The sequence below is a fragment of the Kribbella amoyensis genome (assembly GCF_007828865.1).
In the GTDB taxonomy this organism is placed as follows: domain Bacteria; phylum Actinomycetota; class Actinomycetes; order Propionibacteriales; family Kribbellaceae; genus Kribbella; species Kribbella amoyensis.
In genome coordinates, this window is the sequence record NZ_VIVK01000003.1 from 34,324 (window position 1) to 58,486 (window position 24,163).

The 24,163-nt window shown below is 71.7% G+C and carries 18 protein-coding genes; 5 read left to right on the forward strand and 13 right to left on the reverse strand.

The genetic code is table 11. The annotated features are described in order from the left end of the window. Positions 1 to 3 precede the first annotated feature (3 nt). From FB561_RS34260 to FB561_RS34270, 3 genes are all read right to left on the reverse strand, one after another. Positions 4 to 1,218, reverse strand: a complete 1,215-nt coding sequence (locus FB561_RS34260; protein WP_145814241.1) for an acyl-CoA dehydrogenase family protein — start codon at positions 1,216 to 1,218, stop codon at positions 4 to 6. Then, complete coding sequence (locus FB561_RS34265; RefSeq protein ID WP_145814242.1) at positions 1,218 to 2,537, reverse strand: acyl-CoA dehydrogenase family protein; 1,320 nt, start codon at positions 2,535 to 2,537, stop codon at positions 1,218 to 1,220. Before FB561_RS34265 ends, FB561_RS34260 begins: the two co-directional genes overlap by 1 nt. A gap of 61 nt (positions 2,538 to 2,598) precedes the next feature. Then, positions 2,599 to 5,460, reverse strand: coding sequence for a helix-turn-helix transcriptional regulator (locus tag FB561_RS34270; RefSeq protein WP_145814243.1), 2,862 nt, complete (start codon positions 5,458 to 5,460; stop codon positions 2,599 to 2,601). A 142-nt stretch (positions 5,461 to 5,602) separates the two neighbouring features. Here FB561_RS34270 and FB561_RS34275 point away from each other — a divergent pair, with 142 nt between their 5' ends. Both FB561_RS34275 and FB561_RS34280 read left to right on the forward strand, forming a co-directional pair. After that, positions 5,603 to 5,929, forward strand: a complete 327-nt coding sequence (locus FB561_RS34275; protein ID WP_145814244.1) for a YciI family protein — start codon at positions 5,603 to 5,605, stop codon at positions 5,927 to 5,929. A 39-nt stretch (positions 5,930 to 5,968) separates the two neighbouring features. Further along, complete coding sequence (locus tag FB561_RS34280) at positions 5,969 to 7,510, forward strand: MFS transporter (protein WP_145814245.1); 1,542 nt, start codon at positions 5,969 to 5,971, stop codon at positions 7,508 to 7,510. A gap of 6 nt (positions 7,511 to 7,516) precedes the next feature. On the opposite strand, the gene FB561_RS34285 is transcribed toward FB561_RS34280, so the two are convergent. Then, complete coding sequence (locus FB561_RS34285) at positions 7,517 to 8,773, reverse strand: RNA polymerase sigma factor (RefSeq protein WP_145814246.1); 1,257 nt, start codon at positions 8,771 to 8,773, stop codon at positions 7,517 to 7,519. A 70-nt stretch (positions 8,774 to 8,843) separates the two neighbouring features. Next, positions 8,844 to 9,440 carry a TetR/AcrR family transcriptional regulator gene (locus FB561_RS34290; protein ID WP_145814247.1) on the reverse strand — a complete coding sequence of 199 codons (597 nt, stop codon included), beginning with the start codon at positions 9,438 to 9,440 and terminating at the stop codon, positions 8,844 to 8,846. Positions 9,441 to 9,545: 105 nt separating this feature from the next. Between FB561_RS34290 and FB561_RS34295 the strand changes: the two genes are divergently transcribed. After that, positions 9,546 to 11,306, forward strand: coding sequence for an ABC transporter ATP-binding protein (locus FB561_RS34295; RefSeq protein ID WP_145814248.1), 1,761 nt, complete (start codon positions 9,546 to 9,548; stop codon positions 11,304 to 11,306). Positions 11,307 to 11,322: 16 nt separating this feature from the next. Here the strand turns inward: FB561_RS34295 and FB561_RS34300 are convergent, their stop codons facing one another. The 6 genes from FB561_RS34300 to FB561_RS34325 are packed head-to-tail and all read right to left on the reverse strand — an operon-like array spanning position 11,323 to position 19,196. Then, the gene (locus FB561_RS34300) at positions 11,323 to 12,909 is read right to left on the reverse strand and encodes a phytoene desaturase family protein (RefSeq protein ID WP_145814249.1); all 1,587 of its coding nucleotides are present in this window, start codon (positions 12,907 to 12,909) and stop codon (positions 11,323 to 11,325) included. Positions 12,910 to 12,960: 51 nt separating this feature from the next. Then, positions 12,961 to 13,809 (reverse strand): HpcH/HpaI aldolase/citrate lyase family protein, encoded by an 849-nt coding sequence (locus FB561_RS34305; RefSeq protein WP_145814250.1) that lies wholly within the window; start codon positions 13,807 to 13,809, stop codon positions 12,961 to 12,963. Next, on the reverse strand, positions 13,810 to 15,027 hold the full coding sequence (locus FB561_RS34310) for a CaiB/BaiF CoA transferase family protein (protein ID WP_145814251.1): 1,218 nt from the start codon (positions 15,025 to 15,027) through the stop codon (positions 13,810 to 13,812). Further along, complete coding sequence (locus FB561_RS34315) at positions 15,024 to 17,015, reverse strand: SUMF1/EgtB/PvdO family nonheme iron enzyme (protein ID WP_145814252.1); 1,992 nt, start codon at positions 17,013 to 17,015, stop codon at positions 15,024 to 15,026. The genes FB561_RS34310 and FB561_RS34315 overlap by 4 nt, the downstream gene beginning before the upstream one ends. Beyond that, positions 17,012 to 17,908 (reverse strand): ribokinase, encoded by an 897-nt coding sequence (locus tag FB561_RS34320; RefSeq protein ID WP_145814253.1) that lies wholly within the window; start codon positions 17,906 to 17,908, stop codon positions 17,012 to 17,014. The genes FB561_RS34315 and FB561_RS34320 overlap by 4 nt, the downstream gene beginning before the upstream one ends. Beyond that, the gene (locus FB561_RS34325; RefSeq protein ID WP_145814254.1) at positions 17,901 to 19,196 is read right to left on the reverse strand and encodes an ADP-ribosylglycohydrolase family protein; all 1,296 of its coding nucleotides are present in this window, start codon (positions 19,194 to 19,196) and stop codon (positions 17,901 to 17,903) included. The genes FB561_RS34320 and FB561_RS34325 overlap by 8 nt, the downstream gene beginning before the upstream one ends. 77 nt (positions 19,197 to 19,273) lie before the next feature. Here FB561_RS34325 and FB561_RS34330 point away from each other — a divergent pair, with 77 nt between their 5' ends. Together FB561_RS34330 and FB561_RS34335 are read left to right on the forward strand one after the other, a co-directional pair. After that, positions 19,274 to 20,866, forward strand: coding sequence for an alkaline phosphatase D family protein (locus tag FB561_RS34330; protein WP_145814255.1), 1,593 nt, complete (start codon positions 19,274 to 19,276; stop codon positions 20,864 to 20,866). A gap of 15 nt (positions 20,867 to 20,881) precedes the next feature. Beyond that, entirely contained in the window at positions 20,882 to 21,712 is an 831-nt protein-coding gene (locus FB561_RS34335; protein ID WP_145814256.1) for a hypothetical protein, read from the forward strand. A gap of 21 nt (positions 21,713 to 21,733) precedes the next feature. Here FB561_RS34335 and FB561_RS34340 read toward each other — a convergent pair whose 3' ends face one another. Both FB561_RS34340 and FB561_RS34345 read right to left on the reverse strand, forming a co-directional pair. After that, on the reverse strand, positions 21,734 to 22,882 hold the full coding sequence (locus FB561_RS34340; protein ID WP_145814257.1) for an ADP-ribosylglycohydrolase family protein: 1,149 nt from the start codon (positions 22,880 to 22,882) through the stop codon (positions 21,734 to 21,736). After that, entirely contained in the window at positions 22,882 to 24,162 is a 1,281-nt protein-coding gene (locus FB561_RS34345) for an ABC transporter substrate-binding protein (RefSeq protein ID WP_145814258.1), read from the reverse strand. The genes FB561_RS34340 and FB561_RS34345 overlap by 1 nt, the downstream gene beginning before the upstream one ends. Position 24,163 lies beyond the last annotated feature (1 nt).

Consider the following 24,163-nt stretch of genomic DNA (forward strand, 5'->3'; position numbering starts at 1 on the left):
CGCCTATTTCAGCTCGGCGGAGGTCTTTCCCAGCAGCTTGCGGGCGACGATGAGTTGCTGGATCTGCTGGGTGCCTTCGAAGATGTCGAGGATCTTGGAGTCGCGGGCCCACTTCTCCAGCAAGTGGTGTTCGGAGTAGCCGAGGCTGCCGGCGAGTTCTACGCAGCGGAGGGTCACGTCGTTGGCGGTGCGGCCGGCTTTGGCTTTGGCGATGGAGGCTTGGAGGCTGTTCGGACGACGGTTGTCGGCCATCCACGCGGCCTGCAGCGTGAGGAGGTACGCGGCCTCCCAGTCGGCTTCCAGTTGGAGGTACGTGGCGGCGGCCGCCGGTTGGTGGTGGGTCGGTCGGTCGTAGTCGAGGACGACACCCGCTTCGGCCAGGAGATCGCGGGTGACTTCGAGGGCCGCTCGGGCGCAACCGACCGCCATCGCCGCGACCAGGGGACGGGTGTTGTCGAAGGTCTGCATGACGCCCGCGAACCCTTTGTCCCGGTCGATCTCGGGTGAGCCGAGCAGGTTCTCGGCCGGGACGCGGCAGTTCTCGAAGCGCAGCGTGGCGGTGTCCGACGAGCGGATGCCGAGCTTGTGTTCGAGCCGCTCCACCGTGAGACCCGGGGTGTCCTTGGGGACCACGAACGACTTGATCGCGGCCCGGCCGAGCGACTTGTCCAGCGTCGCCCACACCACCACGGCATCGCAGCGGCCGCCCGCGGTGACGAAGATCTTCTCCCCGTCCAGGACGTAGTGGTCGCCGTCGAGCCGCGCGGTGGTCCGGATGTTCGCCGAGTCCGAACCACAGCCCGGCTCGGTGATCGCCATCGCGGCCCACACCCCGTCGAACCGGGCCAGCTGCTCGTCCGAGGCGACCGACGCGATCGCCGAGTTCCCCAGACCCTGCCGCGGCATCGACAGCAACAACCCGACGTCGCCCCAGCACATCTCCAGGATCGACAGCACCGAGGACAGGTTGGACCCGTTCTTCACCTTGCCGTCGCCGGTCTCGCCCTCGGCCCGGCGTACCCCGCTCGCGCCGGCTCCCGAACCCGTACCGCTCGCGCCGAGTCCGTCGACCAGCGCGGCCAGCAGGTCGAGTTCCTTGGGGTACTCGTGTTCGGCCTGGTCGTAGTGCCGCGAGTTCGGCCGGAGCATCTCGGCGGCGACCTGGTGGGCCTGGTGCACGAACGCGCGGAACTTTCGCGGTACCTCGAGGTTGATCATCAGACCAGCACCCCGCCTTCCATCACGCCGATCGCCCGCAGATCGCGGTACCACCGTTCCACCGGGTGCTCCTTGACGAACCCGTGCCCGCCGAGCAACTGCACCCCGTCGGTCCCGATCCGCATCCCCTTGTCCGTGCACAACCGACGCGCGAGCGCGACCTCCCGGGCGTACGGGAGCCCTTGTTCCGCACGGGATCCGGCTCGGTACGTCACCAGCCGCATCCCCTCCAGCTCGATCCCGATATCGGCCACCATGAACGCCACCGACTGCCGGTGACTGATCGGCTCACCGAACGCGGTCCGCTCGTTCACGTACGGCGTGACGTAGTCGAGCACCGCCTTCGCCGTACCGAGGCTCAGCGCGCACCAGCCGAGCCGGGACAGCCGGACGCACTCGGCGTAGTCGTCGAAACTGCCGAGCTGGGTCGCGGGGACGTCGTCGAGGTGGACCCGGCTCAACCCGGCCGCGCGCAATCCCATCGACGGCTCGGCCTCGATCGTCACTCCGGGGTGGTCCGACTCGATCAGGAACAACGCCGGACCCTGGTCCTCAAGCTGGGCAGCGATCACGAACACCTCGGCCTCGGCGCCTCGTGGTACCAGCGACTTCACGCCGTTGAGCAGGTGACCGGTTCGTTGCCTCGTCGCCCTGGTTCTCAGCGTGAACGGGTCGAACAGCGGCCGGGGTTCGACGATCGCGAGCGCGGCGGCCGGGACGTGCTCACCGGTGAACGCGGGCAGGTACGTCGCCTGCTGGGTCTCGTCACCCCACAACGACAACGCCGTACTCACCGCGGCCGGGGCCAGACACGCGACCGCCTGGCCCATGTCGCCGTACGCCATCGCCTCCGCGACCAGGACGCCGGTCACCGCAGATCGCTCGGTGACGATGCCGCCGAGGTCCTCGGGCACCTCGATCAGGCTGAGGCCGAGCTCGGCCGACTGGCTGAGCACCTTCGGATCGGTGGTCCCGGCGGTGTCCGCGTCGGCGGCCACGGGGCGCAGCACGTCGGCGGCGAACTCGCGGACCACGCCGACGACCATCTCCTGGTCCTCGGTCGGGGTCAGGTCGAACTTCCCGCGCGCGGCCGCGACCGGCAACCGGGCCGGCTGGGCCAACCGGCTCGCCGCGGTGAATCCCCGGGTCACGGCGCCCGCGGTCCGGAACCCGGTCCGGGTCGCCTCGAACACCACCCGCTCGGCCGGCTTCCGCCACCCGAGCCGGTCCAGCGCCCGGGACTTCGCCACCCGGTTCAGCAGCGCGACGCCGACCCCGATCACGTCCCGCCGATTTCTCGTCCGCGGCTGCACAGTCATGACGGCAACTGTAAACCGAGGTTACAACTCAAGTCACGTGAGCCACCTCACGAGGGGCGATTCAGGAGTCCAGCAGCCCGCTGCGATGCGCCAGCGCGGTGGCCTCGGCCCGCGAGTTCACCGCGAGCTTGGCGAAGATGCTCTTCACGTGGTGCGCCACCGTGTTCGGCGACACGAAGAGTTCGGCGGCGATCTCCCGGTTCGATCGGCCCTGCGCCAGGACGCGCAGAACCACGAGTTCACGCGCAGTCAACCCATGGCCGGGCCGCTGGGCGCGTTCCGTCCCCGGGGAAAGGCGTGCCCGCGCGCCCAGTTCCTCGATCCTGGTCAGCAGCGGCGCCGCTCCCAGGCGTTCGGCCAGTTCCTGCGCCTGCCTGAGCCGGGTCGCGGCTCCGCTGCGGTTGCTCGACCGCAGTGCGACCTCGGCAGCGGTCACCAGGGTGACAGCGATCTGCTGGACGTCGCCGATAGCCCGCCAGCCCTCGACGGCGGCGTCCCAGTCGGCCAGCTGCCCCGGGCCGGTCTCCGCCGCGATCGCGAGGCGGTACGCCGCTTCCATCGGACCCCGCCCCGGCCACCGCTCGAGCATCGCCAGCACCCGCTGCCGGCGGTAGGCCGTCCGAACGGCCACTGCCTGGTTCCGCGGGGCAGCTCCCCGGGCGGCCCGCAGCGCCCGCAACCCGCTGAGGACCAGCAGCGGCACAGCCGGGGTCTCCCGGCGGTACTCGTCGTCGGCGGCGAGCAGCCGGTCGATCAGCCGGCCGGCCTCGTCGAAGTCCGCGGCCGCGACAGCCAGGTCCAGGCCGACCGCGTACGCCGCGCTCTGCATCTTGAACGCGGGCCAGCCGGTCGCGGCGATCGCGTAAAGCTCCGGGAGGCTCGTCCGCGGGACAGCCCACTCGCCGCGGGCGACCAGGATCCATGCCTGGTAGAACTGCAGGGACGCACGGAACAGCGGCGGCGGGCTGTCGGCCAGCGCCTCCTCGAGGAGATCGAGCGCTTCGTCCCACCGGCCCAGCCGGAGCAGGGGGTCGCAGGCGACCACGGTCAGCATCGACCCTCGCGACCGCCGCAGCCCGGTCGCCTCCGCGTGCTCGGCCGCCTCGGCAAGCACGCCCAGTGCCTCGTGGTCGCGACCCTGCCAGCTCAGCTCGATGGACAGGTACTGCCAGGCCGTCAGCAACGCGGGGTCGTCACCGGCCAGCCGAGCCAGCCGGACCGCCTCACCGTAGTTCTCCTCGGCGGTGCCGGCGGACCGCAGCTCGGGCCGGTACGCCCGCGCGATGTGGGCTCGGGCCAGCAGGAGATGATCTGCCCTGGCCTCGCCGAGGACCTGGGATTCCGCGCAGACCGCGGCCAGTCGGACGAGGTCGTCGTCGAGCACGAGGACCATCAGCGCGTCACCGAGCAGCCTGGCGCGCACGGCGTCGTCCTGCCCCGCCGGCACGAGGGCCAGCGCCTCGGTGATCGACTCCGCGCCGCCGGCGTTCGCGCGGCTCTCCAGCCGAGCCCGCCGTCCGAGCAGCAGCGCGTACCGCCGCGGCTCTCGCCCCGGGTCGAGAGCCGCCAGCGCTGCATGGACGTGCCGCAGTCCGGCGTCGTTGTCCCCGGCCTCGAAGGCGGCCGCTCCCGCCAGTTCCAGGACCTCGCCCCGATCGCGGCCGATCAGCCCGCCGGGATCCGCCACCTTCGACCAGAGCGACAGGACGACCTCCAACTGCCGCAACGCTTCGTCGAAGGCGGTCCTGTCCCGAGCGAGGAGCGCCGTCTGCCAGGCCGCGGTCAGGGCCTGCTCGGGCTCGTCCGCGATCGACCAGTGCCGGGCCAGCTCCGCGACCAGGTCCAGGTCGCCCGGGTCGCGGGTCCGGGCGAGTGTCTCGGCGTACCGGCGGTGCAGCCGGCGCCGTTCCCCTGGGAGCAGATCGCCGTAGACCGCCTCCCGGATCAGATCGTGGCGGAAGCGATAGCCGTTGCCGCCGACAACGTCCAGCTGGCCGCGGTCCACCAGTACCCGCACCGCGCCGGCCAGGTCGTCCGGGGAGAGGTCCACGACGGTCGCGAGCACCGTGTCGCTGACGCGCGAACCGGCCACCGCGATCGCCCCCAGGACCTCTCGGGCAGCATCTGGCAGGCGCGCGACGCGCTCCAGCAGCAAGGCCGGCAGACCGCCGGCCGATCCGTCGGAGTCGGAGAGGGCCTCGACGAACAGCGGGTTGCCACCACTGCGCCGATGGATCGCGGCCGCGACCGCCGGGGAGACGGCACCGTTGCCTCGGGCCGCCACCAGGTCACCTACCTCGCGGCGTGACAGCGGCCCGAGGTCAACGGTCGTCACCTCCGCGCGCCGGCCGAGCTCGCCCAGAAGTTGCCGCAGCGGATGCCTGACGACCAGCTCGCCGGTCCGGACCGTGCCGATCAGCAGGAGCCCGGCTCGGCCGAGGTTGCGGGCGAGGTGGACGAACAGGTCCCGGCTGGCCTCGTCCGCCCAGTGCAGATCCTCGATCAGCAGCACCGTGGGACGCTCGGTGGCCAAGCGCTCGACCAAGGCGACCAGTTCGCGCAACAACCGGCCGCGATCACCGATCGCGTCGGTGTCGCCGCCCTCCAGCCAGCTCGTCAGCCGATCCCCCAGCACCGACCGCGCTCCCATCGGCCCCGCCTGCCGCAGGAGGCTGCGCAGGACGCCGGCGATCGGCCCGAACGGCAGGCCCGTCGTACCGAACTCGAGGCAACCGCCCGTCAGAACGAGCGGCTCGCCGGGCAACTCCTGGAGCACCGAGCCGACCAGGCGGGACTTGCCGATCCCAGCCTCGCCGGACACCAGAACGGTCGTCGCCTGAGCGCGTGATCTCCGGTAGGCGTCCCGTAGCACCGTTCGCTCCGATTCGCGCCCGACCAGCAGCGGACCGACGTCGCCGCTCACTCCAACCGTCCCCTTCCTCCACCAGCCCGGACACCCCTCCTACCCGTTCAGGTGATGTGTACCGATCCGAGCCGGGCGATGGTCGTCCCGATCATCCCAAACGCCGCGGATCAGCCGCGGCTCCGGCCCAAGGAGAACGACCATGCCGCAGTACGCCGTCCTGCTCTACAGCCCCGCTCCCGCCGACGTCGCCGAGATGCCGCCGGAGGAGCTGGCCGCCCACGAAGCCCACGGCGCCGAGATCGAGCGACTCGGTGCGACCGTGCTGTCCGGCTACGCGCTGGACAGCAGCCGGCACGCCCGGTTCGTCCGCGGGTCCACGGTGTCCGGCCCGGCGGAGGCCGGCACCGGCGACGTCCTGGCCGGGTTCATGGTCATCGAGGCTCGAGACACCGACCACGCCGTGCAGGTCGCCAAGCGCAATCCGGCGCGCGTGCGGGGTGCGGTCGAGGTACGCCCGCTGCTCTGACGCGATCCACCCACAACCTCCGAAAGGAAACGACGATCGATGACTGACATCACGACCACCAAGGCGACCAGGAGGGAGTGGATCGGGCTCTTTGTGCTCGCGCTGCCAACGCTGTTGCTGTCGCTGGATGTGAGTGTGCTCTACCTTGCGTTGCCCAAGCTGACCGCCGACCTCGGCGCGGACAGTACGCAGCAGCTGTGGATCCTGGACATCTACTCCTTCCTGCTGGCCGGGTTCCTCGTCACGATGGGGACCCTCGGCGACCGGATCGGCCGGCGCAAGCTGTTGCTGATCGGCGCGGCAGTCTTCGGCGCGGCGTCCGTGCTGGCGGCCTACGCGAGCAGCCCGGAGCTGCTGATCGCCTGCCGGGCCCTGCTCGGTCTCGCCGGGGCGACGCTGATGCCGTCGACCTTGGCACTGATCCGCAACATGTTCCACGACCCGGTCCAGCTGGGACAGGCGATCGGTGTCTGGTTCGGCTGCTTCATGGTGGGAATGCTGATCGGCCCGGTGGTCGGCGGGCTCCTGCTGGAGCAGTTCTGGTGGGGCTCGGCGTTCCTGCTCGGCGTCCCGGTCATGCTGTTGCTGCTGATCCTCGGTCCGGCGCTGTTGCCGGAGTACCGCGATCCCGCCGCCGGGCGACTCGATCCGGCCAGCGTCGGGTTGTCGCTGGTCGCGATCCTGCCGACGATCTGGGGACTCAAGGCACTCGCTCGCGACGGCTGGTCGGTGCTCGGCCTGGTCGCGATCATGGCCGGAATCGCGGCGGGCACCGGATTCGTCCGCCGGCAGCGCCGGCTCGACTATCCGCTGCTCGACGTGGACCTGTTCCGCGCCGGCCGGTTCACGGCGGCGCTGACGGTCTCGCTGGCCGCGGGCGTCGTGATGGCCGGAGTCTCCCTGCAGGCCGCGCTGTACCTGCAGGTCGTCGAGGAACTGTCGCCGCTGCGGGCCGGGCTGTGGCTGATTCCGCAGACCGTGGCGATGATCGCCGGGCTCAACCTGGCGCCGCACGTCGCGCGGAGATTCGGGACTTCGAGCACGGTGGCCGGCGGTCTGGTCGTCGCGGCGGCGGGTCTGCTCGTCCTCGGTCTGGGCAGCCTCGAAACCCTGATCGCCGGGCTGGTGGTCTCCGCCTTCGGCCTCAGCCTGCCGATGGCGCTGACGATGAACCTGATGCTCAGCGCGGCACCGCCAGAGCGCGCCGGGTCGGTCGCCTCGCTGTCCGAGACCAGCGGCGAGGGTGGTATCGCGCTCGGCGTCGCCCTTCTCGGAACGCTGGGCACCATCGTCTACCGGGATCGGCTCGACCTCCCCGAAGGTGTCCCCGCGGGCATCGCCGAACGCGCCCGGAGCGGGGTCAGCGAGGCGGTCGTGGTGGCGGACTCGGTGGGCGGATCGCTCGGCGGCGCGATCGAGCACGCGGCCAAGGCCGCGTTCGGCACCGGATTGACAGTGGTCGCCGTCGCCGGCGCTGCAGCGTTCCTCGCCTGTGGTCTGCTGGCCGCGCTGGCCCTGCGGGAGCGAGCCGCGGCGGAAGCGGATCTTGTCGAACAGGAGAAGGTCGCGGAAGCGGCCTGAAGCGTCTCAGCCGCCGGTGATCGCCTGGGCGATATCGGCGGCTTTGGCGCTCAGATACTGCTGCTCCGGCAGGCTGGTCGTGCGCTGGGCGGCCGCGAGGAAGTGCTCGCGCGCCGCCGGGAGCTGGCCGGCTCGTTCGAGCAGGTGCCCCCGAACGGCATCGAGCCGGTGGTTGCCGGTCATCCGCTGGTCGTCGTCGAGTGTCGCGAGCAGGTCGAGCCCGGCTTCCGGGCCTTCCACCTGAGCCAACGCGATCGCGCGGTTCAGTGTGACCATCGGGTTCGGCGACAGCTTCTCCAGCAGCTGGTACAGCGCGAGGATCTGCGGCCAGTCCGTCTCGTCCGCGCTCGGCGCCTCCGCATGGATCGCGGCGATCGCGGCCTGCAACTGGTACGGCCCGACCTCGCCGTGCGCGAGGGTCCGCAGGACCAGCGCGGCGCCTTCGTCGATGCGCTCGCGGTTCCACAGCGTGCGGTCCTGCTCGTCGATCGGCACCAGCCGCCCGTCCGGCGTACTGCGGGCCGCGCGGCGGGCGTCGGTGAGCAGCATCAGCGCGAGCAGGCCGGCCACCTCCCCGTCGCCGGGCAGCAGGTCGGACAGCATCCGGGTCAGCCGGATCGCCTCCGCGGTCAGCTCGACGCGCTGCAGTTCGGGACCGGAGCTGGCGGTGTAGCCCTCGTTGAAGATCAGGTAGAGCACCTGCAGCACCACCCGCAACCGGTCGGCGCGCTCCTCCTCGGGCGGCAGCACGAACCGGCTGCCGGCCGCCTTGATGCTCTTCTTCGCCCGGCTGATCCGCGGCGCCATCGTTGCCTCCGGCACCATGAAGGCCCGGGCGATCTCCGCCGTGGTGAGACCGCCGACCGCGCGCAGCGTCAACGCGACCTGGGACGCCGGCGTGACCGCGGGGTGACAGCAGAGGAACAGCAAGGTGAGCGTGTCGTCCGAGGCCGACGCCTCCTCGTGGTCCGCGGCCGGCGACACCAGCTCCTCGGTCCCACCCATCGCGGCGACCGAGTCCTCCCGGCGGCGGCGTGCGCTCTCGCTCCGGAACTGGTCGGTGAGCCGCCGGGTCGCGACGGTGATCAGCCAGCCGCGCGGGTTCGCCGGTACGCCGTCCGTCGGCCACTGGGTCGCCGCGGCCAGCAACGCCTCCTGGGTGGCGTCCTCGCACAGGTCGAACTGGCCGTGCCGCCGGGCCAGGAATCCCAGCACCTGCGGCGCGAGCTCCCGCAGCAACCCTTCGACCCGCGCCTCGCCCACCCGAACCCCCTCGCCACCGAACCTGTGCTCCGCAGCGTACTGCGCGGGCCGGAGCGATCTCAGACCCAGCTCAGCGAGACGGCGGGGTGAGGATGCCGGTCTCGATGGTCTGCAGCATCGTGGCCGGCGCCGACAACCGGGACAGCGCCTTCTCCTCGACCGCCTCCCAGCCGATGTAGACCATCCAGAGCAGCAGCCGCATGATCCAGTCGACGGTCAGGTTCGGCGCGATCACACCGGCCTCCTGCCCCCGCACGATCAGCGCCTCGACCGGCCGGGTCACCTCGTCCAGCTTCCCGAAGAACTGCTCCACCTCGGTGCCCGGCTCCGGGGTGTTGAAGCTCGGCTCGTTGAACAGGAAGTAGATCTGCTCGGCCAGCTCGAAGTACCCGGTGAGCAGCCGCTGCAACGCCGCCCGCGGCGGACCCTCCTCCAGTTGCGCGTCCGCGATCACCCGCCCGAAAGTCACCAGCAGGTCGTCGGCGACCGCCTGGACCAGCTCGGCCCGGTCGGCGAAGTACCGGTGCAACGTACTGCGGGCCACGTTCGCCTCGGCGGCGATGTCGGCCAGCGACGGGTTCCGGCGTTGCGCGGAGACCCGGACCGCGGCGTCCAGGATCGCGCGCCGGGTGCGACTGCGGCTGCCGGACTCGGCGGTGTCACTCATGGGCACCGACCCTACTCCTCTCGGGCACTGGAGGTTAAAAATCGGACACTGTTGTCCCATTCTGATACTCTGGAGATTCACGAGCTCGACCAGGGAGGGGTCCCCGTGAGTGAAACCAAGCGCTGGCAGAACCTGCGCCTGCTGTGGTCCTTCGTCCGGCCGCACCGCCGGACGCTGGCCCTCGGCCTGCTGCTCGGCCTGGGCGCGACCGGGGCGTCACTGGCCACACCGTTGGTGACCAAGTCGATCCTGGACGGGCTCGCGTCCTCGGCGTCGATCGGTCCGGCGGTGACGCTGCTGGTGATCCTGTTGGTGGCCGGATCGCTGGTCGGGATGGTGCAGTGGATCCTGCTCGGCCGGCTGGGCGAGCGGGTCGTGCTCGACGCGCGCAGCTCGATGGTGCGGCGGTTGTTCCGCGTCCGCGTCGGCGAGCTTGCCCACCGGACGCCGGGCGAGCTGGTCACCCGGGTCACCTCCGACACGGTGCTGCTGCGGGAGGCGGCGGCGTCCAGCCTGGTCGAGCTGGTGAACGGGTCGATCGGCCTCATCGGTGCCCTGGTGTTGATGGCGATGCTCGACGGTGTCCTGCTGGCGACCACCCTCGTCGCTCTCGCGATCGTCGGGGTGGCGGTCGCGGTCCTGATGCCGCCGATGGCGAAAGCGCAGGAGCAGGCCCAGGGCGCGGTCGGCCGGCTCGGTGGTGTCCTCGAAGGCGCCCTGCGCGCGATCCGGACGGTCAAGGCGAGCCGGGCCGAGGCGCGGGAGAGCAGCCGGGTCATCGTCGAGGCGGAGGAGTCCGCGCGCCAGGCGATCCGCGCGGTCCGGTACGAGGCGGGCGCCTACACCGCCGCCGGGTTCGGGATCGGGCTGGCGATCATGCTGATCCTCGGCGTCGGCGCCTGGCGCGTCGGCGAGGACCTGCTGACCGTCTCGGCGCTGGTCGCCTTCCTGCTGTACGCGTTCCAGCTGATGGAGCCGGTGACCACGCTCGCGACGACGGTGAGCGGGCTACAGGCCGGGATCGCGGCCGCGGCGCGGATCCGCGAGGTCGACGCGCTCGAGGTGGAGCCCACCGACGACAGCCACCCGCGGGCGCTGACGAGCCGGCGGCCGATCGGCGAGCTGAGTACGTCGGCCCTCTCCTTCGAGAGCGTGACCGCCCGGTACGCCCCGGGCTCGGCGCCTGCGATCCAGGACGTGAGCCTGGAGATCCCACGGGTCGGGCACACCGCGATCGTGGGTCCGTCCGGCGCGGGCAAGACGACGATCTTCTCACTGCTGCTCCGCTTCCTGAACCCGGACACCGGCCGGCTGATCCTCGACGGAACCCCCTTGCCGGACTGGTCCCTCACCGACCTGCGCCGCCGCATCGTGTACGTCGAGCAGGACACTCCCCTGGTCCCCGGCACGCTGCGGGAGAACCTGCTCTACACCCACGAGGACGCCGACGAGGAAGCGATCTGGGACGCGCTCCGGGCGGTCCGCCTGGAGGAGCGGGTCAAGTCACTCCCTGACGGGCTGGACACGAAGCTGTCCACGGCCGTCATCTCCGGCGGCGAACGGCAGCGCATCGCCCTGGCCCGTGCCCTCGTCGGCGACCCGGAGATCCTGTTGCTCGACGAGGCCACGGCTCAGCTGGACGGGCTGACCGAGGCCGCCGTGCACGAGGTGATCGCCCGGATCGCCCGTACCGGCGCGGTGCTCACGATCGCGCACCGCCTGAGTACGGTGATCGACGCGCACCAGATCATCGTGCTCGAAGCCGGCCAGGTCCGGGCTCGTGGGACGCACCAGCACCTGCTGGCCACCGACGCCCTCTACCAGGACCTGGTCGCCGCCCTCCGCATCGCCGCCCAGCCCGCCTGAAACCAGGCCGAGGAGGTCAGCGCTGGAGCCGACGGAGTGCGGCGGTGGGGAGGATCCTGGTGACGGGCCCGATCACGCTGGCGTCGCGGAGCGCGGTCCGGGCGGCGAGGTGGCCGCAGGCTCCGTGGACTCCGGGACCTGGGTGGATCGCCGAGCTGCCCAGGTAGAGACCGGCCACGTACGTCCGCGAGCTGCCGAGACCGATGGTCGGGCGGAACACGAGCTGCTGGTGGAGCTGGGTGGTCCCGCCGCCCAGCGCCCCCAGTCCGAGCGAGGCGTTGGCGGCCTCCATGTCGCTGGGCCGCTGCAGGTCACGGTCGAGGATCAGCGCGGAGAAGCCGGGCGCGAACCGCTCGATCAGCCGGTCCATCCGATCGCCCAGCTTCTCGGCCGAGGCGTCGTCGGCGATCCCGCGGGGCAGGTGCGAGTACGCCCAGACCGCCTCGGTCCCGGCCGGTGACCGGGTCGGATCCGCCTTGCTGGTCTGGCCGATCAGCAAGAACGGTGCCGCCGGCAACCGCCCGGTGTCGAGGTCGGCCGAGGTGTGCACCAGCTCGTCCGCGGTGCCGCCGAGATGGACCACGCCGGCCTGCTGCGCGTCCGCGGCCCGCCACGGGATCGGCCCGCTCAGCCGGTAGTTCACCTTGACCGTCGGGTAGTCCCACTCGAACCGGTCCAGGTCGGCCCGGAGCCCCGCCGGCACGGTTGCTTCCGGCAACAGGTCGCGGTACAGCGACGGCGCGGACACGTCGGCGATTACGGCCCGGCCGACCGCGATCCGCTCGCCGGACGCGGTCCGTACCCCGGTCACCCGGCCGGCCGAGATCTCGATCCCGGCAACCGGCATCCCGGTGACCAGCAGGGCGCCCGCACGTTCGGCCCGGCGGGCCAGCGCACCCGACAACGCGCTCGATCCGCCCTCGGCCACCGGGTACCCGACGTCCTGCGCGAGCATCGCCAGCAGCCAGCCCATCGTCCCGCTGACACTGCCGCTCAACGGGGCGTCGGCGTGGAACGAGTTGCCGGCCAGCAGCGCCCGGCCCCGGGGACCGGCGAACAGCTCCTGGCTCATCCGGTGCATCGGCATCGCCATGAACCGCGCGAACCGGAGCAACTCCCCCATCGACCCGAGCCGGCGGACCAGCTGGACCCCCGGCACCACCGGCGGCCAGGTGGTCAGCAACGACCGCAGCAACGGCTCCCGGATCTTCACGTAGTCGGAGTACAACCGCAGCCACGCGTCGCCGTCCGCCGGGTGGTCGACGCCGATCGACGCGGCCGTGTCGTTCGGGTCCTCGTGGATCGACACCGCCGTGTCCGGGTCGAGCAGATGCGACAGAGCGGACGGCGCGTGCGTCCACTTCAGCCCGTGCTTCTCCAGCTCGAGCGCCCGCAACACCGGTGAGGCGACGCCGAGCGGGTAGTTCGAGCTGTACCGGTCGCTGATCCAGCCGTCGTCGGCCGTCGATCGGACCGCGCCGCCGAGGTGGTCCGAAGCCTCCAGGACCACCACGTCCCAGCCGGCGTCGGCCAGCTCGGCCGCACTCACCAGCCCGTTCGGCCCGGACCCCACGATCACCGCGTCCACCTTGCGAGGAAGCATGGGTCCGACACTACCGCCGTGCTGAGGTGAGGCCACCCAGGTGTGACGCAGTCAGCCCTGGCGGGACTCGATGTGCCGCATCAGGGCGGTCAGTTCGCGGGCGCGGCCGAGCATCGCCGGGTCGACCATCCGGCCGTCCGGGAGGACGATCACGCCGCCGTCGGCCACCCCGGTCCGCTCGACCGCGGCCAGCAGCGCGTCCGCGTCGGCCAACTGGACAGCGGACGGCGTGAACGACTCGACGATCGGGCCGAGCTGGCGCGGGTGGATCGCGGTCCGGCCGACGAAGCCGAGCGCCCGTCCCTCCAGGCAGGTCCGCCGTAGCCCGTCCTCGTCCTTGAGGTGCGGGAAGACCGACAGCATCGGCGCACCGAGCCCGGCCGCTCGTGACGCCGAGACCAGCCGGCTCCGGGCCCAGCCGAGTCCGTCCGGACCGTCGACCCCGAGGGAACTGGCCAGGTCCGCCTCGCCGAGCGCGACCGCGACCACCCGCGGGTCGGCCGAGGCGATCTCGAACGCGTGCTCCAGCCCGAGCGGGGTCTCGATCAGCGCCGTGATCCTTGCCGTCGGCACCTGGTCGAGCACAGCCCGGACGTCGTCGGCGCTCTCCACCTTCGGCACCCGGATCCGGGCCGCCGGGACCGCGGCCAGCGCGCCCAGGTCGTCGGCCTGCCAGGGCGTACCAGGTGCGTTCACCCGGATCTCGAACGCCGCGGACCCGGCCGGCCGGTTCGACGAGCGGGCCGCGACCCAGGCGACCGCCCAGCCCCGGGCCTCCGCCTTGTCGTCGACCGGTACCGCGTCCTCCAGGTCGAACACCACCAGATCAGGGCCCGCGGCAACAGCTTTGGCGAAGCGGTCCGGCCGGTTCGCCGGGACGTACAGGGCGGTCAGGAACATCTACACGACACCGGATTCCCGCAGGGCGGCCAGCTGCTCCGGGGTCACGCCGATCTCGGCCAGGACGGCCTCGGTGTCGGCACCGTGTTCGCGGCCGGCCCACTTGATCGCGCCCGGGGTCTCGGACAGCCGGAACAGCACGTTCTGCATCTGCACCGGTCCACCGAGCTCCTCGTCGTCCACCGCGACGATCGTGCCGAGGGCGGCGTACTGCGGGTCGGCCATGATGCCGCGGATGTCGTGCACCGGGCCGACCGCGGCCTCCGCCTTCTCGAACGCGAGCATCACCTCGTCCAGCGAGCGCTCGCCGATCCACGACCCGACCGCCGCATCCAGCTCGTCGGCGTGCTCGGCCCGCTCCCGGCCGGTACCGAACCACGGCTGCTCGACCAGGTCCGGCCGCCCGACCAGGGTGACCACGCGTTCGGCGATGCTCTGCGAGCTGGTCGACACCGCGACCCAGCGGCCGTCCGCGGTCCGGTACACGTTGCGCGGGGCGTTGTTCGACGAGCGGTTGCCGAGCCGGGGCTGGACGTACCCGGTCTGCTGGTACGCCGTGATCTGGCCGCCGAGCATCATCAGGATCGGCTCGATGATCGCCAGGTCGATCACCTGACCCTGGCCGGACCGATCCCGCTCGCGCAACGCCACCAGCACGGCGTACGCGGTGGCCAGCGCCGTGATCCCGTCGGCGAGGCCGAACGGCGGCAGGGTCGGCGGCCCGTCGGGCTCACCGGTGACCGCGGCGAACCCGCTCATCGCCTCGGCCAGCGAGCCGAACCCGGGCCGGCTGGACCACGGGCCGACCTGGCCGAACGCGGTCACCCGGGCGATCACCAGCCGCGGGTTCGCCGCGAGCAGGACGTCCGGGCCGAGCCCCCAGCGCTCCAAGGTGCCGGGGCGGAAGTTCTCCACCAGCACGTCGGTGTCGCGGATCAGGTCCAGGAACACCTCACGACCGCGGGACAGGTCCAGGGTCGCGAGTCGCTTGTTCCGGCCGAGGGTCTTGAACCACAGCCCGACCCCGTCCTTCGAGGCGCCGTGCGTGCGCGCCGCGTCCGGCCGGGCCGGGTGCTCGATCTTCGTCACGTCCGCGCCGAAGTCGCCGAGGAACGTGGCCGCCAGCGGCCCGGCGAACAAGGTCGCCGCCTCGACCACCTTCACCCCGGCGAGCGGAGCCGGCCTGGCTCCGGGGTCGCCGTGCTCGCCGGTCCTCATCGGGCGCACCGGAAGCCGATGGTCTCCGAGCGGTCCAGGCCACCCCCGGTGAGGACCAGCTTGAAGCTCACGTCGGGCTCCTGCGGGCCGCCGTCGGCGTACCAGTCGGAGCCCTCGGCGCGGTACCAGGACCCGCCCTTGAGGATGCAGAAGCGGCTCCGTCCGTCGCGGTGCTCGCTCTCGGTCCAGTTCCACACCAGCGGCTCGGCCCGGGTGAAGCCGGCCAACTCCGCCGCGACCTGCCACTCGTCCTCGGTCGGCAGCCGGCCGCCCCGCCAGGCCGCGTACGCGCGCGCGTCGGCCAGGTCGACGTACGTCACCGGCCGGTCCTCGGTCCCCGGAGCCGGGGCACCGTCCACCCAGTGCGCGAGGAACCTGTTCGCCACCAACGGCTCGTACCCGGTCGCGGCGACGAACTCGGCGTACTCCGCGTTGGTCACCTCGCGGATCGCCACCGAGACGTCGGCGAGCTCGACCTCACGGGTCACCGTCTGCTCGTCGTGCAACCGTGGCGGCAGCGGCTTCCACTCCTCCACGTACGGCGCCTGGTCGTACAGGCCCGTCTCGCGGCGGCGATGCCGCACCACCAAGGTGCGCCCACCGGCTTCCACGGACACGACCGGCCCGAACGACGCCTCGCCCGTCGGTGTGGGGACCGCGATCCGTTGTGCCGGGGCCATCGGGAACGCCGAGTCGCGCAGATGCGGACGCGCCATCGTGCCCAGCCGGCGCGCGGTGGCCCGGCAGCTCGTACCGGCGGTCGCGCCGACCCGGACGATGCCGCTCACGCCCCGGCCCGGCACGATCAGGTGGACCCCTTCGTCGTCCGCCGTGATCGGCACCCCGGACGTCACGTCGTACCAGTCGCCGACCTGGTCCTCCGAGCGCAGCACGATGCCCTCGAAGTCCTCGTCGTCACGGTTGATCAGCGTCCAGAAGGTGATGTCGGCCAGCTCGAACCGGGACCCGTAGACGCCGTGCTCGCGGGCCTTGTCCGGGATCTCCGGGGTGAGCGGGATCCAGTCGCCCTTGATCAGCACGTCCGAGAACGCCCGCTGGGCCGCGACCATCCGGCGCAGCGTGGCCCGGTCCCGTGCGTTCCACCCGACCCACGCGGAGAACACGCTCTCCCAGACCAGCATGCCGACGCCGTTGACCCAGGCGGACTGCAGCTCGTCGCTGTGGTCGCGGTTCCACCGGCGGGTGTGGTGCATCATGTGCCGGCGCTCGAACAGGTGCGCCCGCAGCACGCCGGGCGCGTGCGTGTCGGCGAACCACTGCGCCCAGGACAGCGCGTGGTCGGAAATCCTTGCCAGCGGCAACCGTGACTCGCCCTCGAAGGCGATCGCCGGGTTCGCCTTCCGCAGCGCCCGGGTGAACGCCGGGTCGCCCTCCTTCAGCGTGTCCAGGAACGCGCCGTCGGCCCCGAAGTCGGCGACCAGCGCGGCGAACTCCTCCGCGTCGGACCGGGCCGCCCGCCGGGTGCCGACGTCCCACGGGTTGTAGTCGAAGAAGACCTTCAGCCCGAGCCGGTGCAGGTCGGCCACCAGTTCGGCCAGGCCGGGCACGTCGCGGTAGAAGTCGAACTGGTTGCGCGCGTCGATCCCGATCACCGGGTACGCGTGCCAGAGCACGATCGCGTCGTAGCCACCGAAGTCCTCGACGCCGTGCCGGACGAACTTCTCCGGCGTGAACCGGCCGGTGCCGACGTCGTACAGCTGGTCGTCCCAGAGCCAGACCAGCGCCACCGAGTACGCCGTCTGGGTCCACTCCCGGCCGGGCTCCTCGTAGTGCGAGCCGCCGTCGTACCCGGTCCGGCCGTACGCGCCCATCAGCCACTCGGCGAGCTTGCCGCGCCAGCGGGGCAGGTCGGCCGGGTCGTCCGGCGCGCCGATGATCTTGGCGTCGTCCAGCGACGCCAGATCCGACCGCAGGCCCAGATCGGCCGTCGCCGGCAGATCGATCGGCCTCGGCTCCAACGGGTTCACAGGCACACCTCCGCAGCGCGCGCGTCGATTGCATCCCCGTGAGGTACCGAAGGGATCGCCCCCGCGGCCTGAACACTCAATGAAGCAGCAACGTTAGCGCGTCGGACCGCGTTCGTCAGGTCGCTTTCTGTAGTTGACGTGGAAGCCAAAGTCGCCGCCAGTACCCCGCAGAAAGTATCCCCCGCCGCGGTCGTGTCCACGACCTCCACCGGGACGCCCGGGACCCGCACCTCGCCGGCCGTCCTGGTCAGCACCACCGCCCCCGCGGCGCCCAGCGTCACCACCGCCGCCGGGACTCGATCGAGCAACGACGCCAGCTTCGCCCCAGCAACCGCCTCGGCCTCCGTCTCGTTCACGACCAGCAGGTCGACGTGTGCCAGCAACTCGTCGGACAACTCGGCCGCCGGTGCCGCGTTCAGGATGAAGTACCCGCTCGCCCCGGCCGCCGCCTGCACCGTACCGAACGGGATCTCCAATTGGGAAAGCACGATTTTCGCCGTACCGATCGCGGCCACCGCGTCGGCCGACAACGTCAACCCGGCGTTCGCCGACGGGGCGACCGTGATCGCGTTCTCGCCGCTCTCGTCGACCGTGATGATCGCCGTCCCGGTGGGTGCGTCAGAAGTCGTCACCAGGGACAGATCGACCCCCGATTCGCCTAGGGCGGACCGCAACAACGCCCCGTCGTCGTCGTCCCCGAGCGCAGCCACGAAGGCGGTCCGCGCTCCGGCTCTCGCCGCGGCCACCGCCTGGTTCGCCCCCTTGCCGCCCGGCCCGCGGGTCAGGCCGCTCGCGAGCACGGTCTCACCGGGTCGCGGAATCCGCCGGACCGGCAGCACCAGGTCCACGTTCGCGCTGCCGACCACCACCACCTCAGCGCCGACCTCAGGCACGCCGGGCCACCTCCACCGTTCGGGTCGCCAGCTCGTCGATCGCGACCTGGTTCATCCCGGGCAGGCTCGTCGCCAGCCGGTTGTCCAGGGGTCCGGTCCACTCTGCCGGAACCCCGAGGACAGCGCCAAGCACCGCCCCCACCGTGGCGCCGACCGAGTCGGTGTCCCAGCCGCCCATCACGGCCCGGCCGACCCCGGTGGCGAAGTCGGGCGCCGTCAACGCGTACGCCGTCAGCGCGCTGTTGTTGACCGCGTGCACCCAATGCAGGTGCCCGTACTCCGCATGCAGCGCGTCCAGGGCGTCGTCCAACGGCGCGTCGGCCAGGTCCAGTCCGAAGCGCACCGCTCGCGCGATCGCACCGTCGGCGGCGACCACCTCGAGCCCGGGCTCGGCTACGGCTTGCGGGTCGTCCAGGACGAGGGCGGCGGCTGACATCGCAGCGACCCAGAGCGCGCCGTCGACCCCGGAACCGGTGTGGCTCAGCCTGGCGTCGACCAGGGCGAGCCGGGCGGCCGCGGTCCGGTCACCCGGGTTCGCCCAGCCGTACACGTCGGTCCGGATCTGCGCGCCGATCCACTCGCGGAACGGGTTGCGGACCAGGGCCGCCCGCTCGGGAGCGACACCGTCGAGCAGATTCCGATAGGCGACCCGCTCGGCGGTGAAGACGCGGCCGGCCGGCAGGTCGCTCAACCACGCCTGCGCGACGTCCTCGGTGGTCAGTGCGCGGCCGTGCCGTTCCAGCAGGTGCAGGGCGAGGATCGCGAAGTTGAGGTCGTCGTCCTCGGGCATCCCGTCGATGACCTCGCGCAGGCTGGTCGGCTTCGACCGCCGGTTCCACGGCCAGCGCGCCTGGACGTCGTCCGGGACACCGACCGCGGTGACGTACCGGGTGAGCGGCCACTGCCCCGAGCTCACCAGGATCTCCCGGATGCCCTCGCGCGGGATCTTCTCCACCGGCTTGCCCAGCAGGTTCCCGGCGGCCCGGCCGAGCCATCCGCTCAGTACGCGCTGCTCGACTCCGGCCGGCGCGCCCAGTACCGGCAGGTCCGGGATCACCGGCGGCGTCCAGTCCCCCGCCCGCGTGTCCAGCTCGGCCAGCAACTCCCGGGCCAGGGCGCGCAGCTCGGCGGTGGCCGGCTCGTCCGAAGCACCCGACACCGGAGCCTCGATCGTCCCGCCGGCCGCGCGCCAACGGGCTTCGACATCGGCGACGTCGACGCCCTCCGACCGCGACTGCACCAGCTGGTGGGGCAGCAGATCCTCGGGCTGCACCCAGGTCATCCTCATCCGTTCCGAACCTCTCGTTGCGCCAGGTGAAACGAGCACCTGGTCAGGTTTCCGACGCCCCCGTGATACTCCGTCGCATGCTCTCCGCCGCCCGAGGTCTCGTGGCCGCCAAGGCCACTCGCCGCAGCTTCCTCACCGCCACCGGTACCGCCGCCGCCCTCGCCCTCACCGGCACCCTGCCGGGCGTCGGAGCGAGCGGACCCCGGACCGGTACGGACAACCGCCCGCTGTTCACCCTCGGCGTCGCGTCCGGGGATCCGCTGCCTGACGGCGTCGTGATCTGGACCCGGCTGGCCCCCGGACCGCTGGAACCGTTCGGCGGCATGGACGACCGCGCCGTCCCTGTCGAGTGGCAGGTCGCCGAGGACGAGGGCTTCCGCCGGATCGTCCGCCGCGGCACCGCGCACGCCCGGCCGGAGTACGCGCACTCGGTCCACGTCGACGTCCGCGGCCTGAAGCCGTGGCGGCACTACTTCTACCGCTTCCGCGTCGGCGGGCAGCTCAGCCCGGTCGGCCGGACCCGGACCGCGCCGGCGCCGTCCGACCAGCCCGAGGTGACGCTCGCGGTGGCGTCCTGCCAGGCGTTCTACGACGGCTTCTACACCGCATACGCCGATGTCGCCCGGCGGGACCACGACGTCGTGCTCTTCCTCGGCGACTACATCTACGAGGTCGGCGTCGGCCCGACCGCGGGCGTCCGCGAGCAACCCGTCCCGGCCGACTTCGCCGGCGAGATCTTCACCCTGGACGAGTACCGGGCCCGGTACGCGCTGCACAAGACCGATCCCGACCTGCAGGCCGCGCACGCCGCGTCGACCTGGATCGTCACCCTCGACGACCACGAGGTCGAGGGCAACTGGGCGGACGCCGTGTCCGAGGACGGGCTTCCCGAAGCCGAGTTCCTGGTCCGCCGGGCGAACGGCTTCCGCGCGTACTGGGAGCACATGCCGCTGCGGCTGAACCAGCAGCCCGACGGTCCCACGATCCGGCTGCACCGGCATCTGCGGTACGGCGCGACGGCCGACCTGAGCGTGCTCGACACCCGGCAGTTCCGCGACGACCAGTCCGGTGACGGTGGCTGGATGCCGCCGAACGCCGAGACCCAGGACCCGGCCCGGACCATCACCGGCGCCGACCAGGAACGCTGGCTGCTCGACACCCTCGGCCGTTCCACCAGCCGCTGGAACGTGGTCGCCCAGCAGGTCGCGATGGCCCAGCTCGACCGCAGGACCGGGCCCGACCTCGAACTCCCGATGGACACCTGGAACGGGTACGCCGCTTCCCGCGAGCGCGTCCTGACCGGCATCCGTGATCGCGGGGTCGGCAACCTCGTCGTCCTCACCGGCGACCTGCACCGCAGCGTCGCGTCCGACCTGCGGGTGAACTTCGCCGATCCCGCCTCGCCCGTCGTCGGCAGCGAGTTTGTCACCACGTCCATCTCCTCCGGCAAGGACGGGGTCGACGCCGATGCCACCGGCCGCGCCCTGCTCGCCGAGAACCCGCACGTCAAGTACCAGAACGTCCAGCGCGGCTACCTCAGCTGCCGGCTCGACCGGGATCGCTGGACGTCGGAGTTCCGCATCGTCGACCGCGTCACCACCCCAGGCGGTACGCCGTCCACCCGCGCCACCCTGGTCGTCGAGAACGGCCGCCCCGGAATCCAGGCCTGAACGGAAGCGCTCCTGATGAAACCCGCCGCCCTGCTCGCCGTCCCGCTCACCCTGCTCGCCGCCACCGTCCCCGCAGTGGCCAGTGGCAACAACAAGGTGACGATCAGCGCGTCCCCGCAACCGGTCGAGGTGGTCCCGCTGCCGTGCTTCCCGGCCGGCAAGGTCGCCCTCGGCATGACCAACACCGGCCGCAAGCCCGTCATCGCGGACATGCGGGTCAGCGGGGACACCCAGCTCACGCTCTCCCGGCATCAGTTCTCCAGCTACCTTCCGGTCGATCAACTCGTCACGGCGCCGCTGGAGATCACCGTCCCCCGCGGTACCGCGCCCTCGTCGTACTCGGTGAAACTCCAGGTCGAACGGGACGAGCTGCGCGTCCCCGTCAAGGTCCTGCCGGTGCTGCCCAAGGGACCGGACGACAACCTGCTGCTCGGTGAGCAGGCGATCGCCTCGTCCACGCACGGCAACATGCGGCTCTGCGGCGGCGTCGACGGCAACGCCGACTCCGAGCAGTGGGGTGCCAGCGGTTGGCACGACGCCACCAAGGGCGTGTTCCCGGACAGCTACGGCGTCGGCTTCACCGCGCCCACCACCGTCGGCCGGGTCGAGCTGCAGACGCTGGACTCGGCGAAGTACCCGGCGGCCGTGATGGGGATCCGGGACTTCGACGTCCAGGTCCGGTCCGGCGAGACCTGGACGACCGTCGGGACGGTCCGCGGGAACGTCCAGGGCCGGGTCGTGGTGACCTTCGCCCCGGTCGCCGCCGACGCCGTCCAGGTGGTCGTGCACGACTCGAACGACCACGGGTACTCCCGGATCATCGAGCTCGAGGCCTTCGCCTACTGACATTCAGACCAGCGCGTCCATTCAGACCAGCGCGTCCAGGGCCGCGGTCCGCCGGGCCCAGCGCTGGGCGTCCGCGTCCCGCAGGTCCTTGGCGACCGTGGCCATCACCCGTCCGGGCTCGACCAGGTCGGTCTTGCTGGCGGCCGCGATCTCTCGCGCCCAGTCCGCCGGTACGCCGGCCTGCCCGCTGAGCGCACCGGTGACGGCACCCGCCATCGACGCGATCGAGTCGGCGTCGCGGCCGTAGTTCGTCCCGCCGAGCACCGCCTGACGGACGTCGCCGCCGGAGACCAGCACGAACCCGAGTGCCACCGGCAGCTCCTCGATCGCCTTCGTCCGGCTCGGCCGGCGCGCGTCCAGGGACTGGTTGCGGTAGTCCGGGCCGACCGTGTCGAACGGCTCGACCGCCTTGCGCAGCTGCGGGATCGCGGCCTCCCAGTCGGTCAGCCCGTCGGCCGCCTCGGCCACCGCCGCGACCGCGTCCCGGGTCCCGTCCTTGGCCAGCTCGAGCGCCGCCGTGACCGCGTCGGAGGCCGTTGCCCCCGGCACCATCGCGGCGGCGACGGCGGCCGCGAACACGCCGGCCGCCTCCCGCCCGTAGCTGGACTGGTGCGCCCCGGCGACGTCGATCGCCTCGGCGTAGGCCCCGGCGGGATCACCGGCGTTCGCGATCCCGACCGGCGCCACGTACATCGCCGCCCCACAGTTCACGATGTTGCCGACACCGGCCTCGCGCGGGTCGTTGTGCCCGTAGTGCAACCGGGCCACCAGCCACTTCTCCGCCAGGAACACCCGCTGCAGCAGCAACGCGTCCGCCTCGAGCTCCGGGACCCACCGGCGCCCGGCCAGCATCTTCGGGACCAGCGACTCCGCGATCGCGTACGCGTCCAGGTGCGCGCGGCGTTCGTCGTACACCTCGACCAGCGCGTGCGTCATCAACGTGTCGTCGGTGATGTGCCCGTCGCCCTTGTGGTACGGCGCGATCGGGCGCGCGTTGCGCCAGTCGTCGTACCACGGGCCGACGATGCCGGTCACCCAGCCGCCGTGCCGTTCCCGGATCGCCTCCGGGGTCCAGCCCTCGACGGCACCGCCGATCGCGTCACCGACCGCGGAGCCGAGGAGAGCACCCACCGACCTGTCTTCGAGCGCCGTGCTGGAACGTTGCGCCATCAGCTGTTGACCTGACCCCATCCGTCGTTCAGCTTCTGGCCCAGGGTCGCGAGGTCGATCTTGTTCGCCAGGAACTCCTGCAGCGCCGGCGTCGCGATCTGGTCCTTCCACTTCGGGTAGTTCTCCACACTCTGGAACGGCGCCTTGGTCAGCTCCGTCCCGCTCGCCAGCGTCTGCTCCCAGCCGTTCTTGCCGCCGGTCGCCTTCGCGATCGCGTCCCGGGCCGCCTGCGTGGTCGGGATCAGCCAGTCGCCCTGACCGACCGCGGCCAGGTTGTCGGCCTGCATGAAGTAGTCGATGAACTGCGCGGCCTGCTTGATGTGCTTGCCCTCGGCCGGCACCGACAGGGTCTGCGGGTTCGCGGCCTGCGCCTCGGTGCTGCCCTTCAGCGGCGGCAGTACCTCCCACTCGAAGCCCTTCGGCGCCTGCTCCGCCATCTGCTGCGCGGTGTAGTTGCCAGCGACAACCATCGAGTACTTGCCGCCGAAGAAGCCCGGCAGGACGTCCGAGCCGCTCTGCGTCAGCGACGTCGGGTCGATCGACTTGTCGGTGTAGGCCATCGCGTGGATCCGCTTCGGCACCTCGAGCTCGGCGTCCCCGATCTTCGCCTTGGCGTCCCGGCCACTGCCCTCGAAGAACGCTGCGTCGAAGTTCATCCCGAGGTTCAGGACCGTCGCGGTCGGGCTCTTCAGGCCCCAGCCGAGCCCGTACTTGCCGTTCGCGGTGAGCTTCTTTGCGTCCGCGGCCAGCTGGTCCCAGCTGAGCGAGTCACCGGTCGCCGAGATCCCGGCCTGCTTGAGCGCCGCCGAGTTGCCGAACACGACGTACGACTGCAGCAACGTCGGCGCCGCGACGATCTTGCCGTCGCCGGTCTTGACCGTGTCCCAGACACCCTGCGGGACGGCGTCCTTGGTCTCCTGGCTCAGGTACTCCGACAGGTCGGCCAGGTAGCCCTGGTTCGCGAAGCCGGTGATGTCGGCGGACTCGTCGTGGATGATGTCCGGCGCGGTCCCGCCCTGGAACTGCGTGACCAGCTGGTCGTGCACCGAGTCCCAGCTGCCCTGGACGTACTCGACCTGGATGTCGGGGTGCGCGGCGTTCCAGTCGGCGACGATCTTCTTCGTCGCGGCGACGGTCGACTTCTGGAAGGCGAGGCTCTGGAACTTCAGCGTCACCTTCTCCCCCGGCGCCGGGTCGCCCGAACCACTGTCGCCGCCACCACAGGCCGCGAGCGCCACCAGAGCGCCCGCCGCCATCAGCGCGGTCACTGCTTTCTTCATC

Coding starts and splice junctions, on each gene's coding strand:
- FB561_RS34330 (WP_145814255.1), top strand. CDS start 19,274: ATGCTCTCCGCCGCCCGAGGTCTCGTGGCCGCCAAGGCCACTCGCCGC.
- FB561_RS34300 (WP_145814249.1), bottom strand. CDS start 12,909: ATGCTTCCTCGCAAGGTGGACGCGGTGATCGTGGGGTCCGGGCCGAAC.
- FB561_RS34260 (WP_145814241.1), bottom strand. CDS start 1,218: ATGATCAACCTCGAGGTACCGCGAAAGTTCCGCGCGTTCGTGCACCAG.
- FB561_RS34335 (WP_145814256.1), top strand. CDS start 20,882: ATGAAACCCGCCGCCCTGCTCGCCGTCCCGCTCACCCTGCTCGCCGCC.
- FB561_RS34275 (WP_145814244.1), top strand. CDS start 5,603: ATGCCGCAGTACGCCGTCCTGCTCTACAGCCCCGCTCCCGCCGACGTC.
- FB561_RS34310 (WP_145814251.1), bottom strand. CDS start 15,027: ATGAGGACCGGCGAGCACGGCGACCCCGGAGCCAGGCCGGCTCCGCTC.
- FB561_RS34325 (WP_145814254.1), bottom strand. CDS start 19,196: ATGAGGATGACCTGGGTGCAGCCCGAGGATCTGCTGCCCCACCAGCTG.
- FB561_RS34265 (WP_145814242.1), bottom strand. CDS start 2,537: ATGACTGTGCAGCCGCGGACGAGAAATCGGCGGGACGTGATCGGGGTC.
- FB561_RS34290 (WP_145814247.1), bottom strand. CDS start 9,440: ATGAGTGACACCGCCGAGTCCGGCAGCCGCAGTCGCACCCGGCGCGCG.
- FB561_RS34305 (WP_145814250.1), bottom strand. CDS start 13,809: ATGTTCCTGACCGCCCTGTACGTCCCGGCGAACCGGCCGGACCGCTTC.
- FB561_RS34340 (WP_145814257.1), bottom strand. CDS start 22,882: ATGGCGCAACGTTCCAGCACGGCGCTCGAAGACAGGTCGGTGGGTGCT.
- FB561_RS34345 (WP_145814258.1), bottom strand. CDS start 24,162: ATGAAGAAAGCAGTGACCGCGCTGATGGCGGCGGGCGCTCTGGTGGCG.
- FB561_RS34280 (WP_145814245.1), top strand. CDS start 5,969: ATGACTGACATCACGACCACCAAGGCGACCAGGAGGGAGTGGATCGGG.